Here is a 14,388-nt window from a genome sequence, read left to right as displayed (position 1 = left end):
GGGAGGGCGCGGCATGTTCGGCAAGCTGTGGGGTCGGGGTGGCCGGGAGAGACCGGAGGCGGACCCGTACGCCCTGCCGGTCCCGCGCCGGCAGAAGGACGGGACGTACACGCTGCGCGCGCTGGGGGACGCGCGGGTGCTCGCCCTGACCGACGCGGTGCGGACGGACGACTGGGCGGCGTTCACCACGGCGCTCGCCCCCTTCGACCTCGGTCGCGACCACCATGTCCTCAGCGAACTCGCGGAGTTGGGGGGCGTGCAGAACTGGATCGTCGAAGCCGCCGAGGGCAAGGAGGAGTACCGGGCCACGGCCCTGCTGGTGGCCGGGGCGCGCAACATCGCCTGGGGCTGGGAGGCCCGCACCCGCGCGTCGGCCAAGAACGTCACGCGGGAGCAGTGGCGGCTCTTCCACGAGCGGCTCGAAGCCGCCGAGGAGCAGCTGCTCGAAGCCGCCGAACTGCGGCCGGAATGGACCACGCCGTGGTCCCGCCTGCTCACCTCCGGGCGCGGCATGTCGCTGGGCGACACCGTCAACGAGACCCGGCTGGCCGCGGCGCTGCGCCGTGACCCGCTGGACCTGGCGGCGCACCTCGAGTGGGTGTCGTACCTCCAGCCCCGGTGGAGCGGCGAGCCGGGGCAGGCGCTGGCCTTCGCCCGTGAGAGCTTCACGCGTGCGCCGCAGGGACACCGGCTCGGCTGCGTGATCGCCTGCGCGCACATCGAGGACTGGGTCGAGTCGGACGACGGGAAGTGCCTCGAAACCCCCGGTATCCAGGCTGAGTTGAGGGCGGCGGCCGAGCACAGCATCCTCCACCCCGGCTACGTACGGGTGCCGGGCTGGCAGCACGACTTCAGCCTGTTCGCGATGGCCCTGTCCCTGGCGGGTGAACGCGGTACGGCCCGGCGCGCCTTCGGCGCGCTCGACGGCGCCTTCACCGGGCGGCCCTGGTCGTATCTCTCCCAGCCCGAGAAGCAGTTCGCCCGCTACCGCAGCCGCGGCTGAGACAGCAGCCGCGCCCGAGACAGCAGCTTTGCGGCTGAGCGCGACCGGCACCCCGCCGGGCCCGCACGCGCCGCCGGCCTTCCACGGCCCGGCCCGCGCGGGACCCCGACCCGGTCCGCCGCTCACCCGGCGCCCGACTGCCGCTCACCCGCCGCTCACCCGGCGCCCGACTGCCGCTCACCCGCCGCTCACCCGGCGCCCGACTGCCGCTCACCCGCCGCTCACCCTGCGCCCGACTGCCGTTCGCCCGGCGCCCATCCGCCGCTCCACCGCCGCCCATCCGCTTCCCTTCGCACCCCGGACTGCCCGATGACTCCGCACGACGACAACACCGCGCCCACCGCCGCGCCCGCCTCCGCCGATCGCACCTTCCAGGTGGACGTGCGCGGACTGGTCGACCTCCTCTCCCACCACCTCTACTCCAGCCCCCGCGTCTACCTGCGTGAACTCCTGCAGAACGCGGTGGACGCGCTGACCGCCCGGCAACTCCTCGAACCCGCGGCCTTCTCCGCGGACTTCGGCATCCGCCTGTACGCCGACGGCTCGTCGGTGCGCGTGGAGGACGACGGTGTCGGGCTCACCGAAGCCGACGTCCACGCCTTCCTCTCCACCATCGGCCGCAGCAGCAAGCGCGCCGAGCGGATCGCCGAGCAACGCGCCGACTTCATCGGCCAGTTCGGCATCGGCCTGCTCTCCTGCTTCCTGGTCGCCGACGAGATCCACGTCCTCAGCCGCTCCGCCCGCACCCCCGACGCGCCCGCGGTGGAATGGCGGGGACACGGCGACGGCAGCTACACCGTCCGCACCCTGCCCGCCTCCGCCCGTCCCCGGCCCGGCACCACCGTCCTGCTGACGCCGCGCGCCGACGCCGGCGAGTGGACCCGGCCGGCCCAAGTGCACGCGCTGGCACGGCACTTCGGCTCGCTGCTGCGGCACCCGGTCACCTTCGACGACGGCACCGGCGGCCCGGGCGCCCCCGTCAATCGCGAGCCCGCGCCCTGGGCGGCCACGTACCCCACGCCGGGCGCCCGTTCCCGCGCGCTCGCCGCCTACGGCGAGCAGGTCTTCGGCTTCACGCCCTTGGACACCATCGAGCTGGACCTGCCGGCCGTGGGCCTGAAGGGCATCGCGTGCGTGCTGCCCGACGCGGTGCCGGCCGGGCGCCGCCACGGCCACCGGGTGCACGTCAAGGGCATGCTGCTGTCGGACCAGGCCGAGGAGATCCTGCCCGACTGGGCGTTCTTCGTCCGCTGCGTCGTCGACGCCGAGAGCCTGCGCCCGACGGCCTCCCGCGAGTCGCTGTACGAGGACGAGACCCTCGCCGCCGTCCGCGACGCCCTCGCGGAGCGGCTGCGCGCGTGGATCGCCCGGGCCGCCGCGAGCGACCCGGACCTGCTGGCCCGCTTCCTCCAGGCGCACCACCTGGCCGTGAAGTCGCTCGCGGTGCACGACGACGAGATCCTGCGGATGCTGCTGCCGTGGCTGCCCTTCGAGACCACCGACGGGCACACCACCCTCGACGAGTTCGCCCGCACCCACCCGACCGTGCTGGTCACCTCCAGCGTGGAGGAGTTCCGGCAGGTCGCCGCGATCGCCTCGGCCGCCGGCCTCGGCGTCGTCAACGGCGGCTACACCTACGACCGCCAACTCGTCCACCGGCTGCCCGAGGTCAGGCCCGGGACCAGCGTCGCCGATCTCGACCCGGCCACGCTCACCGCCCACCTCGACCCGGTGGACCGGGAGACGGAACTGGCCGCCTCGGCCTACCTCGCGCTGGCCCGCGACGCCCTCGCCGTCTTCGACTGCGACGTCGCGCTGCGCACGTTCCAGCCCGCCTCCGCCCCCGCGCTCCTCGTCGACAGCCGGGAGGCCCGGCACGAACGCACCCGCTCCCAGCTCGCCCGCGAGCAGGAGGGCGGCCTGTGGGGCGACATCCTCGGCGCGCTGCGCCACGAGGCGCCACGGGCCCAGCTGATCCTCAACCAGCTCAACCCGCTGGTCCGCACCGCCATCGCCATCGACGAGCCGGAGCTCGCCCGCACCAGCGCCGAAGCCCTCTACGGGCAGGCCGCACTGCTCTCCCGGCGCCCGCTCAGGCCCGCCGAGTCGAGCCTGATCAACCGCTCCTTCCTCGACCTTCTCGCCCACGCCCTGCGCAAGGACAGCTGACGATGCCGACCACACCCCTGACCACCGACGAGCTGTACCAGGCGCTGAGCGACAACGAGCAACGCCCGTTCGGACGGGACCGCACCGTCGTCGCGGAGGAAATCGCCGAGGTCGCCGAGCAGTTCGACGATCCCGCCGCGCTCATCCACGCCCTGCTCGAACTCCACCGCGCGTACACCTACGGCTCGGAACCGCGGAAGTCACCCGTGGTCTTCGCCCGCCTGCTCACCCTCTTCGACGAGCAGCCCGACCTCTTCGACGAGCGGCTGCGCCACCAGTTGTTCTGGCGGTTCAAGTGGGTGGCCAACGCCCTGCTCCAGCTCCCCGAGATACCGCTGGCGAGCCTCCGGCAGTGGCTGACCGAGATGCGCGACCGGTACCAGAAGGCCGGTCTCGGCCTCCAGCCCTACTACGGGCAGGCGTACCAGCTCGGCCGCCACGTCGGCGAGGACACCGCCCCGGCCTACGAGCTGTGGGCCGCCCGCGCCCGCACCCAGCTCAGCGACTGCGAGGCGTGCGAGATCTGCGGGCGTGCCCGGTACCGCCTCACCGCGGGCGACGACGAGCAGGCACTGGACCTCTGGGAGCCGGTGCTGGCCGGCAAGGCGTCCTGCCAGGAGGAGCCGGCCCGCTCCATCTCGTACGCGCTGCTGGCCCTGGTCCGTACCGGCCGCGTCGACCGCGCCCGGGAGCTTCACCTGACCGGGTACCGGGGCTGCCGCCGCAACGCCTCGATGGCCGCGGAGGTGGGCCGGCACCTGGAGTTCTGCGCGCTGACCGGCAACGAGGCGCGCGGCCTGGAACTGCTCGCCGAGAACCGCAGGCTGTTCGACGAGGTGGAGTCGCCGCTGGAGACCTACGACTTCCTCACCGGCGTCGAGGTCCTCCTCCAGCGGGTCGAACGGCTCGGCCACGGCGACCTGCCCGCTGCCGGGTACGCGGGCCGCACCTGGTCGGTCACCGACCTGCGTGCCGAGATACGGGACCGCGCCGACGACCTCGCGAGCCGCTTCGACGCCCGTAACGGGACCACGTCGCACACCGATCGCCGTCGCGCCCGCCTGGACCGGGCGCCCCTGCTGGACGCGCTGGAGCTCACCCTGCGCAGCCGCCGCCTCGACGACGTGGTGGCCCCGGCCGCCCCGGCCACCGCCGCCCCCGCCGCGGCGGCGCCCCTCCCCGAGTCCCTGACCGAACTCATCTTGCATGCAAGGGACCTGGAGCAGCAGGGGCACCCGGACGGGACCGCCTGCTGGGCCCGGCTGCGGACGCTCGCCGCCGCCCCGGACTACGCCCACCCCGACGACCCGGCCGTGGGCCCGATCGCGCGGCTGCGCGCCGACCTTCTCGCCGACGAGGCGAGCCGGGCCCACGAGAAGGACGAGCACAGCGCCGCCGTCCCCCTCTACACGCAGGCGGCGGCCTTCTACGACGAGGCCGGGGAGCGGGGCTACGCGGTGCTCGCGCGCGGCTGCGCCCTGCTCGCCGAGGCCGAGAAGTCCGCGGACGCGGAACGCGGCGGCGGAGCCGAAGGCACTGACGCGGCGGACGGTGCGGACGACACGAGCGGCGCGGACGGCGCTGACTCGGCGGACGGAGCTGACGACGCGCGGAAGGCGGAGGCCGCCGAGGCCAAGGCGGCCGCGCTGGGCGAGGTTTACACCGCGCTGGTCCGTATGCAGGAGGACACGCCCGACCTCGCCCCGTACCTGGCGGCCCGCCTGCTGCGGCTTCGGGCCACCGCGCTGGGCCTGCGGCTCCAGGAGTCGCGGAGCCAGGAGCACGCCGAACCGGTCTTCGCCGCGACGGACCTGCTGCAGGACTTCGCCACCCGGCACGACCTGGCCGGCCAGATCTCCGGCGCCCGCCTGCTGCGGACCAGTACCCACGCCATCCGCGGCGACCTGCCGGCCGCCCTTACCGAGATCGACGGCCTCCTCGACCTCCTGGCGGAGCACGGCCCCGCCTGGCACCTGCCCCGCACGCTCGGGCTCCGCGCCCGCCTCCACCTCGGCCTGCGGGACGCGAAGGCCGCGCACGCCGACCTGACCGAGGCCCTGCGGCTGGCCGCCGGCTGGCCCGCCGGCGCGACGCCCGCCGCCCGCCTGCACGCGGACCTCGCCGAAGCGTGCATGCGGCTGGACCGCCCCGACGAGGCGCTGCGCCACCTGACCCGCTCGGCGGAGCTGGACCTGCGCGCGGGCAGCCGGGTCGACGCCTTCTGCACCTACAGCAACGCCGCCCAACTGAGCCTGGAACTGGGCCGCGTGGAGGACAGCATCGCCCTGCTCGACTCCGTCCTGGCCGAACCGGACGCCGCCGCCGGGGAACTCGACGACCGGCTGCTCGCACAACTGCGGCTGACCCGCGCCCGCGCGCTGCACGCGGGGGAAGACCTCAAGGCCGCCACGGCGGAGTTCGTCGCGCTCGCCGCCGAGTCGGCCGGATGGGACGACGACCCCGGCAGCCACGCCATGATCGCCGCGGAGACAGCCGTGCTCCTCGCCGAGGCGGCCGAGTTCGGCCCGGCCCGCCGGGCCGCGGACCAGGCGATCGCCGCCCACGCCCGAGCCCCCCGCTACGAGCAGCTCAGCAACGCCCTGCGGGAGGTCGCCCGCCTCCAGGGCGAGCAGCAGGGCCCCGACGGCCTCCAGGACGCCCTCGCCTTCCTCGCCGACGCAGGCCTGGTCGCCGACGAGGCCCGCGAGGCCGGCTTCGCGCCGCGCGGCCGCTCCCTGGACACCGCGCTCGCCTACGAGTACGGCCGGGTCAACGCGTACGCCGGTGCGTACGACGACGCCGTGGCCGCGCTGGACCGGGCGCTGGGCCTGCTCGGCGAGGCGGCGGCCCAGGACGATCGCGTCGACGAGTGGACCGAGTGCGTCCGGCTGGCGGGCGTCGTGGAGGGCATCTACCTCAAGCACACCGCCGCCGCCCTCGCCCGGCTGGACGCGGCGGTCGCCCGCCTGACCTCCCTGGACCGCCCCAAGGAGGCCGACCAGCTCGCCTCGCTGGCGTCCCGGCTGCGCGACGACAGGTAGCAGGGTGCGGGCGGTTGCCGGGGCCGCGGCCCGGACCGGGTGGCGCGGGGTCGCTCCACGCGGGCGCGTATCCAATGCGCTTGTCCAAGGCGGGTATTCAAGGCGGGTATCCAAGGGGGTCGGCCGCGGCCGGCGCCGATCGATCTGTACGGTGGGAACGGACGTGTCCGGCGGCACCACCTGATCGGTCCTGCTCGGCGTACCTGACAGTCGCCGAGCAGGACTCCCCCGAACCGGGCGGGCGACGAAGCGCCCCCCGGGCTCCCCGTTCGTCACCCGCTTTGGCCTGCCGCACCGCACTGCGGCTAGTTTGTGTGCAGGACAGGTACGCGGGCCCGTGATGGCGGAGACACACGGGGACAGGAGGACGGGAAGAGTGTCGCTGCGCGGAGGGGACCCAGCCGAGATCGGCGGCTATCCGCTTGAGGCACGCCTCGGCTCGGGTGGCATGGGCACGGTCTTCCTGGCCCGGACGAGTTCGGGGCGGGCCGTGGCGATCAAGCTGATCCACCAGCAGTTCGCCGGGGACGAGGAGTTCCGCATCCGGTTCCGGCAGGAGGTGGCGGCGGCGCGGCGGGTCAGCGGCGCGTTCACCGCCGCCGTGGTCGACGCCGACACCGAGGACGAGCAGCCGTGGATGGCGACGACCTACATCGAGGGGCACACGCTCGCCCAGCACATCGCCGCGAAGGGCCCGCTGGACGGGGCGGAGCTGAGAAGGCTCGCCATCGGGCTGGCGGAGGCGCTGCGCGACATCCACCGGGTGGGTGTCGTCCACCGTGACCTCAAGCCCTCGAACGTCGTGCTCTCCCCCGAGGGCCCGCGCGTCATCGACTTCGGCATCTCGCGCGCCGTCGACCAGCAGACGCTGACCATGACCGGGCGGGTCATCGGCACGCCGCCGTTCATGTCGCCGGAGCAACTCCAGGCGCCGCGTGGCGTGGGGCCTCGGTCCGACGTCTTCTCGCTGGGGACGCTGCTGGTGTACGCGGCGACGGGCCACGGTCCCTTCGACGCGGACAGCCCCTACATGACGGCGTACCAGGTGGTGCACGAGGAGCCGTCGCTGGATGCCGTACCGGCGGCCTTGCGCGCGGTCGTCGAGTCGTGCCTGGACAAGGAGCCCGAGGGGCGCCCCTCGGCGGACGAACTCCTCGTGCTGCTGCGGGACCTGCCGGTCGACCTCGGCGGGACCGAGCCGAGCGGGTTCGTCGCGGGCCACACCCGTGACGTGATCACCCAGCATCACCTCGCGACGCCGCCCACCCCGGCGCCGAACGCCTCGACACCGAACGAATCGGCACCGAACGCCTCGACACCGCACTCCCCGACGCCGAACTCCCCGGCCGGTTCCGGCACCGGGGACACCGAAGCCCCCACCGGCCGCCGTCTGCGCCGCCGTTGGCGTCCGGTGCTCGCGGCCGCGGTCGCGGTCGCGGCGATCGGCGGGGGGATCGCCGCGCTCCAGGCGGGCGGCCTCGGCGGGAACAGCGGCGGCGACCAGGGCAAGAACGTCGGCGACAAGGTCACCGGCGTCGCGGCGCCGGTCGGCTCGCTTCCGGACGGCTTCGCGCCGTGGCACATGACCGTGCGGGGCGGCGCGGGCGTCCCCGACGAGCTGCGGTGCGTCACGCACGGCGACGCGGTGTACTGCGGGGGCGGCGGTGTGGTCGCGACCCGGATCAGGGCCGCGGACGGCTCGCGGGTGTGGACGGTGAAGAGCCCGGGCGTGCCCTCCCAGGGCATGCACATGGTCGGCGCCACCGACGACACGGTGATCGGTTACCGCCTCGCCGCCGAGGACGCCCCGCAGGACCCGCCCACCGAGGTGGTGGCCGTCGACGCGAACAGCGGCCGGGAGCTGTGGTCCGTCGCATCGGGCGACCAGTCGGCGGCCGTCACGTCGCGGACCGAGGAGGCCCTCGTGTTCGGCTCCGCCGTCGTGACGGTCAACGCGGCCGACACCCGCCTCGAGGCCCGGGACGCGCACAGCGGTCACGTCCTGTGGAAGACCCCGTTCCCCGCGGACCGGCAGTGCTCTCCCGTCCTGGCGGGCTCGCGGCTCCTCGCGATGTGCGCGACGCGTGCGGAGGTGGACGACCTGGACGTGCGCCACCCCACCCTGTACACGGTCGACCGCGCTTCGGGGAAGCTGGGCAGGCCCCTCGCGATCGACGTGAAGGCCCCCGCCGTGCCGATAGGCGTCGCCGACGGCAAGCTCGTACTCCTCCAGGAGCACATGTCGGGACCGGCGCCGGCCGGCTACGACAGGGTGGTGCGGGTGGACCCTGTCGCGCGGACGGTCACCTACACCCCGCTGGCCAAGGTGTACGAGGGGACGCCCGGCATGGCCGGCGGCACCGTCTATGTGAGCGGGCAGACCGGTCTGGTCACCGCGCTCGACCCCCTGACCGGCCGGAAGAAGTGGTCGCGGCAGACTGCCGTGGAGGGCGCGTCGGGACCGGCCGCGGGAACCGGCGCGCTGTACTTCAGCTCGGCCACCGGCCGGGTGGTCGCGCTGTCCCCGTCCGACGGCAGGACCCTCTGGACCACGGACCCGCGGGCCGACGGTTTGACCGGCGAGCAGGGCGCGAGCCCGCGCGTGGCCCTCGCCGGGCGTGAGGTGATCGTGGCCGCGGCCGACAACACCCTCTTCGCCTTCGACGCGCAGAAGCCGCCGAAGTCGGACTGACGGTCCCGCCGACCGCCGACCGCCTCCCGCCGACCGCCGCCGCCGGCCCCGACGGGCCCGCCCGTTGCCCTGCCCGGCACCGAACGGGGGACGGAGGGGCACGATCGGCGTGACAGCCGGGCTCGGGCCACGCCCGCCGGTTACCGTTGGGGAGAGCTTCACCGAAATCGCTCGCCGTGAGCGGCGAACGTGCCCCGAGGTGAGCCGAGTTGGGGGGAAACAGGCATGCTCGCGTCCAGGGACGCCCAGGTGGTGGTGGTCGGCGCCGGGCCCGCGGGACTGGTGCTCGGCAACCTGCTGCGGGCGGCGGGCGTCACGTGCGTGATCGTGGAGCGGCAGAGCCGCGCGCACGTGGAACGGCGGGCCCGGGCGGGGTTCCTGGCGCCCCACAGCGTCCGCGTCCTGGAGGAGAACGGGCTCGCCGCGGGGTTGCGGGCCCGCGGGGAGCGCCATGACACGTGTGCCTTCCGCGGCGAGCACGGGCAGTTCGAGCTGAACTACGGAGCGCTGGGGCACCGTCAGCCGCTGACGGTCTACCCGCAGCAGGACCTGGTCGCCGACCTGATCACCGCGTTCCTGGACCGCGGCGGCGAGATCCGCTTCGACACGGCGGTGACCGGGCTGCACGGCATCGACACCGACCGGCCGTCGGTGGAGTGCGCCGGTCCCGACGGGACGGCCTTCCGGCTGTCCGGGGCGTACCTGGCCGGGTGCGACGGCCGGCACGGCGTCGCCCGGCGCGCGCTGCCCGCCGGCGCGGCCCGCGAGTACCGGCGGTATCACGGCGTGACCTGGCTGGCGATCCTGGCGCAGGCGCCGCCGAGCATGGCCGCGGTGACCTACGCCGTGCACGACCGCGGGTTCGCCGGCCACATGGCACGCAGCTCCACGGTCACCCGCTACTACCTCCAGGTGCCGCGCGGCGAGGACCCCGAGGAGTGGGGCGAGCGGCGGATCTGGGACGAACTGGCCGTCAGGATGCGCACCGCGCAGTACGAGCCCCTGCACGAGGGGCCGATCCTGGAGCGGACGACCGTGGATCTGAGTTCCGAGGTCCGTGAACCCCTCCAGCACGGGCGGCTGTTCCTGGCCGGCGACGCCGCCGCCCTGATCAGCCCGTCCGCCGCCAAGGGCGCCAACCTCGCCATCATGGCAGCGGACACGCTGGCCAGGGCGCTCGTCGACGCGCTGGTCGGGGACGACCCGCGCGGGCTCGCCCGGTACTCGCGGGACTGCCTGCCGCGCCTGTGGCACGCCCAGGAGTTCTCGCACTGGATGATCAACCTTCTGCACGGCCCTGCCGGCGACGACGACGAAGCCGTCTTCCAGCGCGCGCTGCAACGCGCGCGGCTGATGAGCCTGCGGGATCTGCGCAGCCACCAGGACTACTTCGCCGAGAACTACGTCGGCATCTGAACCTCCCGCCCCGACCGCTTCCTTCGCCAACCGGCTCCCGGCCCGCAGCAGAACCTCCAAAACCCAAGATCGGCCGTAAAATTGGCACATTCCTGAGAGACCTGGGGCGGGGGGTGGGCTGGCTGATGGAACTCGAACTCCGACACCTGCGGATGCTGTGCACGATCGCCGACACGATGAGCCTCGGCAGAACCGCCACCGTCCTGGGGTGCTCGCAGCCCGCGGTCAGCAACCAGCTGAAGCGCATCGAGCGGCTGATGGGCGAGGACCTGTTCGTCAGGGGCAGTTCCGGGGTGACACCGACGGGCTTCGGGGTCGAGGTGGTGGTGCAGGCGCGCGAGGTGGTGGCGCTGGCCGACGCGATCGGGCGGCGGTCCACCGCCGGCCGGCCCGGGGCCGACCGGGTGCTGCGGCTGGCCGCGACGAACACGCCGATCCTGCCCGGCATGCTGCAGCGGGCGCGCGCCGTCCTGCCGACCCTCGCCGCGCAGGTGAGCAGCGTGTACTCCTCGGCCGAGATCGTCGAGCTGATCGAGGACGGCAAGGTGGACGTCGGCGTCGCGGTCGACTACCCGGGACGCGAGTTGGCGCACTCCGCGGCCCTGGCCCGCCGAGGGATCGTCACCGAGCCCAGTTTCGTGGCCCTGCCCACCACGCACCCGGCCCGCGGCCGGCTGGACGTGCCGCTGATCGAACTCGCCGGTGACGCCTGGTTCCTGACCCCCGACGACGGTGCCGGCTGGCCCGGTGTCTGCTACGACGCCTTCCGGGCGGCCGGCTTCACCCCGCCGACGGTGCATGAATTCCTCGGCGACCGGGACGAGTTGCAGCGGATGATCGCGGACGGGCTGGGGATCTCCATCGTCCAGGCGACGTGCCGGCCGATTCCCGGGGTGATCGTCAAGCCCCTGGCCGGCACGCCCCTGTGGTGCCGCTACGTACTGGTGTGGCATCGCGAGCGGGTGTCCGGCGAGGTCGCGGAGACCGTCTTCCGCGCGGCCCTGGCCGCCTACGAGGAACTCATCGCCCGGGCACCGCACTTCCAGGCGTGGGCCGCCCGCCACTACCGGACCCCGCGGACGTGAGGCGGCCCCGGCGCGTGCCGGGGCCGCGTCATGCCGTCAGCTCGTGCCGCGATCGAGCCCGGCGGACGGGGCCCCCTCCGGGGCGTCGGCCCACAGGGAGCGGACGTTGCCGAGGTGGCGCCGCATGCACGCCTGCGCGCCCTCGACGTCCCCGGCGAGCATGAGGTCGAGCAGTTCGAGGTGCTCCTCGGCGGACTCCACCAGGCGGCCCTTCGCGTCCAGCGCGGTGAGCCCGTACAGCCGCGAGCGCTTGCGGAGGTCGCCCACCACCTGGACGAGGTGGGCGTTGCCGGCAAGGCCCAGCAACCCGAGGTGGAAGCGCCGGTCCGCCTCCAGATACGCGATCAGGTCATGCCGCCGGGCACCCTGGACGACCTCCTCGGCCAGCGGGCGCAGCGCCTCCAACTGCTCGGCGCCGGCCACGGCCGTGACACGTCCGATCGTCGGAACCTCGATCAGCTCGCGGATCTCGGTGTACTCGTCCAGTTCCCGCTCGGTGACCTCCGTGATCCGGAAACCCTTGTTCCGCACCGCCTCGACCAGCCCCTCCCGGGCCAGATCGAGCATCGCCTCCCGCACCGGCGTGGCCGACACCCCGAGATCGACGGCGAGGGTGGGCGCGGAATACACCACACCAGGCCGCAGCTCCCCCGCGACGAGAGCGGCACGCAGAGCGTTGGCCACCTGGTCGCGCAGGTTCTCCCGCACCGGAATGGCACTGCGAGACGACAAATGACCCATGACCGACCCTCCCACACACGTGACCGCCAGAATACAATGTCACGTTGCCCCCAGCCCACTGCCATCCCCGGCGGATACTCCCGCCGCGGGTGCCCAGGACAGGGCACGCAGGCATCCCGAGCGGATGTCGTCGAGGTGTGCGGCGAGTTCTCCCGGGTTCTCGCGGTGGAAGCCCCGGCGTACCGCCGTCAGGCCGGGGCCGAGACGCAGGTGCAGTCCCCAGGTGAGGTGGACGGTGGCGAAGCCCAGGGCGGCGGAGTGGCGCAGTTCGGTGCCGGCCAGGTCGCTGAGGGCTTGGCCGTAGTCCGCAAGGAGGGCTCGCTCGTCCAGCTCGCCGTGGCCGCCGAAGACGCGGTAGAGGGAGACGAAGGTGCCCAGGTCGAAGCCCACCGGGCCGACGCCGACGTGTTCCCAGTCGATGAGGACGAGGGCACCGTCCGTGTCCAGGCCGGCATTGCGTGGCGTGAGATCGCCGTGGACGAGAGTGCCGGGCAGCGTGGCGGCGCGCGAGTTCAGCTCCGCGGCCGCGTCCAGGCAGGTGTGCAGGGCGTGGACCTGCTTGCGGGTGAACAGCGCCTTGAGCTGCGGCTCGTGGGCAAGGGCGTCGAGGTTGTCGCGACCGGCCGGGACGTGGTGGGTGTACGCGGCATGGCCGTCGCGCTCCAGCCAGGGGGCGTCGAGGAGGCCGGGCTCCAAGGCCCCTGGGACGTACAGCTGCGCGGTGCGCAGCGCAGCCGTTGTGGCGGCGGCGGGAGTCCAGGGCCGGTGCAGGGCGGCACCGATGTCGCGCATCACCATCCACACGCGCCCGTCGTGCCGCACCACGATCGCGTCCGGCGGTGTGGCCAGGCCGCTGGGCAGCGCAGCGGGGATGCCGCTGCCGAAGAAGTGGGCTTCGCGGCGGTCCAGTTGACCATCACGCGAGTCGAGCAGGGACCGGTGGCCCCAACCGGGGATCTTGACGATCCACCGGGACGGGCGACCGTCCGGAGCCGTGGCGCTCACCCCGAGAACCGCTGCCTGTCCCAGCCCCGGCGACAGGTCCCGCACCGAGAGCACCCGCGTTCCGGCTGCCCACGCGCCCTCATGAGATGCCAGGACGGCCTCGATCGTGCCGACATCGGGCAGGCCACGGTCGGTCATCCGCTTCCTTCCTGCCGGACGACGAGTGCCGTGCGGACGACAGCCACCCGCGTCTGATCCGACGGCGGCGTCACGCACCAAGGCCGGCGGCGCTGGAAGGTGACGATCGGCCGGTCGCATCCGTCGCTCGACCGGTACCTCCTCGATCGGTTCAACGGACTGGTTCGGCTCGCATCGCCTGCGTGCCCACGACGGTCAGCAGCGCGAGCTTCTCGGCGGTGCCGGTCCCGGCGCGCGGGGTGAACCAGAGCAACCGCTGGCGGCTGTCCTCGCTGAAGAGGCTGAGGCAGTCGAGGTCGAGCAAGCCGACGGTGGGGTGGACGATCCGCTTGCGCTCGTCTCTGCGCACCTCCACGTCCTGGTCGGCCCACAGCGCCTGGAACTCCGGCGACCGCTGCAGCAGCTCGTCCACCAGGTCGGTCGCCTCGGCGTCGCCCGGGCTGCGTCGCCCGACTGCCGCGCGCAGGTCGGCGACGAACGAGCGTGACTGCGGGGCGAGGTCCTCCTGCGGGTAGATCTGCCGCGAGGCCGGGTCGGTGAACCATCGGTGGATGAAGCTCGCCGCGCGGCCGTGGTGCGCGGACAGGTCGCCGAGCATCGCGAGGGCGAGCGGGTTCTGGACCAGGACGGTGTGCAGGTCGGTGCTCACCATCGCCGGGGTCCCGTCGATTCGTGTCAGCAAATCGAGCATCGCAGGGTGGACGTGCGACGCCGTCCCGCCCTGGGGCGGGATCGGGCGGTTCGCCAACCGGTACAGGTGGTCGCGTTCGTCGCGACTGAGGCGCAGGGCGCGGGCGAGCGCGGCGAGCATCTGGTCGGAGGGCTGCGAGCCGGCACCGCGCTCGAGCTCGGTGTAGTACTCCACCGAGGCGCCGGCCAGAACGGCGACCTCGTCGCGACGCAGACCGGGGACGCGGCGCCGCGGGCCGGGCGCGAGCCCGACCTCCTCGGGGCGAATCCGCTCGCGTCGCGAACGCAGGAAGCCGCCGAGTTCGGAGTACCTCGTGTTCGACATGGGCCCAGCCTCCCTGAGCTGCGCCGCCGGCGCCAGGGGATGCCGTCCCCACCTTCGGAAGCAACTGTCGCGGGCCCGCGCCG

At 73.8% G+C, this 14,388-nt stretch carries 9 protein-coding genes; 6 read left to right on the top strand and 3 right to left on the bottom strand.

Going from position 1 to position 14,388, the window contains the following annotated elements:
• The first annotated feature begins 13 nt into the window (after positions 1 to 13).
• The 6 genes from OG370_RS34900 to OG370_RS34875 all read left to right on the top strand — a co-directional run bounded on the left by OG370_RS34900 (position 14) and on the right by OG370_RS34875 (position 11,406).
• A complete protein-coding gene (locus tag OG370_RS34900) occupies positions 14 to 1,003 on the top strand; it encodes a hypothetical protein (RefSeq protein WP_328471386.1) in 990 nt (329 codons plus the stop codon).
• A 309-nt stretch (positions 1,004 to 1,312) separates the two neighbouring features.
• Positions 1,313 to 3,172 carry an HSP90 family protein gene (locus tag OG370_RS34895; RefSeq protein ID WP_328471383.1) on the top strand — a complete coding sequence of 620 codons (1,860 nt, stop codon included), beginning with the start codon at positions 1,313 to 1,315 and terminating at the stop codon, positions 3,170 to 3,172.
• 2 nt (positions 3,173 to 3,174) lie between these two features.
• Positions 3,175 to 6,213, top strand: coding sequence for a hypothetical protein (locus tag OG370_RS34890; protein ID WP_328471381.1), 3,039 nt, complete (start codon positions 3,175 to 3,177; stop codon positions 6,211 to 6,213).
• Positions 6,214 to 6,589: 376 nt separating this feature from the next.
• Positions 6,590 to 8,905 (top strand): serine/threonine-protein kinase, encoded by a 2,316-nt coding sequence (locus tag OG370_RS34885; RefSeq protein ID WP_328471378.1) that lies wholly within the window; start codon positions 6,590 to 6,592, stop codon positions 8,903 to 8,905.
• Between the two features lie 225 nt (positions 8,906 to 9,130).
• Positions 9,131 to 10,321 carry a 4-hydroxybenzoate 3-monooxygenase gene (locus OG370_RS34880; protein WP_328471376.1) on the top strand — a complete coding sequence of 397 codons (1,191 nt, stop codon included), beginning with the start codon at positions 9,131 to 9,133 and terminating at the stop codon, positions 10,319 to 10,321.
• A 125-nt stretch (positions 10,322 to 10,446) separates the two neighbouring features.
• Positions 10,447 to 11,406 carry a LysR family transcriptional regulator gene (locus OG370_RS34875; RefSeq protein WP_328471374.1) on the top strand — a complete coding sequence of 320 codons (960 nt, stop codon included), beginning with the start codon at positions 10,447 to 10,449 and terminating at the stop codon, positions 11,404 to 11,406.
• Between the two features lie 36 nt (positions 11,407 to 11,442).
• On the opposite strand, the gene OG370_RS34870 is transcribed toward OG370_RS34875, so the two are convergent.
• The 3 genes from OG370_RS34870 to OG370_RS34860 form a co-directional block, all read right to left on the bottom strand.
• The gene (locus tag OG370_RS34870) at positions 11,443 to 12,147 is read right to left on the bottom strand and encodes a GntR family transcriptional regulator (protein ID WP_328471372.1); all 705 of its coding nucleotides are present in this window, start codon (positions 12,145 to 12,147) and stop codon (positions 11,443 to 11,445) included.
• A gap of 39 nt (positions 12,148 to 12,186) precedes the next feature.
• Complete coding sequence (locus tag OG370_RS34865; RefSeq protein ID WP_328471370.1) at positions 12,187 to 13,290, bottom strand: phosphotransferase; 1,104 nt, start codon at positions 13,288 to 13,290, stop codon at positions 12,187 to 12,189.
• A 151-nt stretch (positions 13,291 to 13,441) separates the two neighbouring features.
• Entirely contained in the window at positions 13,442 to 14,305 is an 864-nt protein-coding gene (locus OG370_RS34860; RefSeq protein WP_328471368.1) for a helix-turn-helix transcriptional regulator, read from the bottom strand.
• Positions 14,306 to 14,388 lie beyond the last annotated feature (83 nt).

The organism is Streptomyces sp. NBC_00448, assembly GCF_036014115.1.
Taxonomy (GTDB): Bacteria; Actinomycetota; Actinomycetes; order Streptomycetales; family Streptomycetaceae; genus Actinacidiphila.
The sequence above is the reverse complement of the archived record's forward strand: the minus strand, read 5'-3'. Positions and strand labels throughout refer to the sequence as shown.

Coding starts and splice junctions, on each gene's coding strand:
- OG370_RS34900 (WP_328471386.1), top strand. CDS start 14: ATGTTCGGCAAGCTGTGGGGTCGGGGTGGCCGGGAGAGACCGGAGGCG.
- OG370_RS34895 (WP_328471383.1), top strand. CDS start 1,313: ATGACTCCGCACGACGACAACACCGCGCCCACCGCCGCGCCCGCCTCC.
- OG370_RS34890 (WP_328471381.1), top strand. CDS start 3,175: ATGCCGACCACACCCCTGACCACCGACGAGCTGTACCAGGCGCTGAGC.
- OG370_RS34880 (WP_328471376.1), top strand. CDS start 9,131: ATGCTCGCGTCCAGGGACGCCCAGGTGGTGGTGGTCGGCGCCGGGCCC.
- OG370_RS34875 (WP_328471374.1), top strand. CDS start 10,447: ATGGAACTCGAACTCCGACACCTGCGGATGCTGTGCACGATCGCCGAC.
- OG370_RS34870 (WP_328471372.1), bottom strand. CDS start 12,147: ATGGGTCATTTGTCGTCTCGCAGTGCCATTCCGGTGCGGGAGAACCTG.
- OG370_RS34865 (WP_328471370.1), bottom strand. CDS start 13,290: ATGACCGACCGTGGCCTGCCCGATGTCGGCACGATCGAGGCCGTCCTG.
- OG370_RS34860 (WP_328471368.1), bottom strand. CDS start 14,305: ATGTCGAACACGAGGTACTCCGAACTCGGCGGCTTCCTGCGTTCGCGA.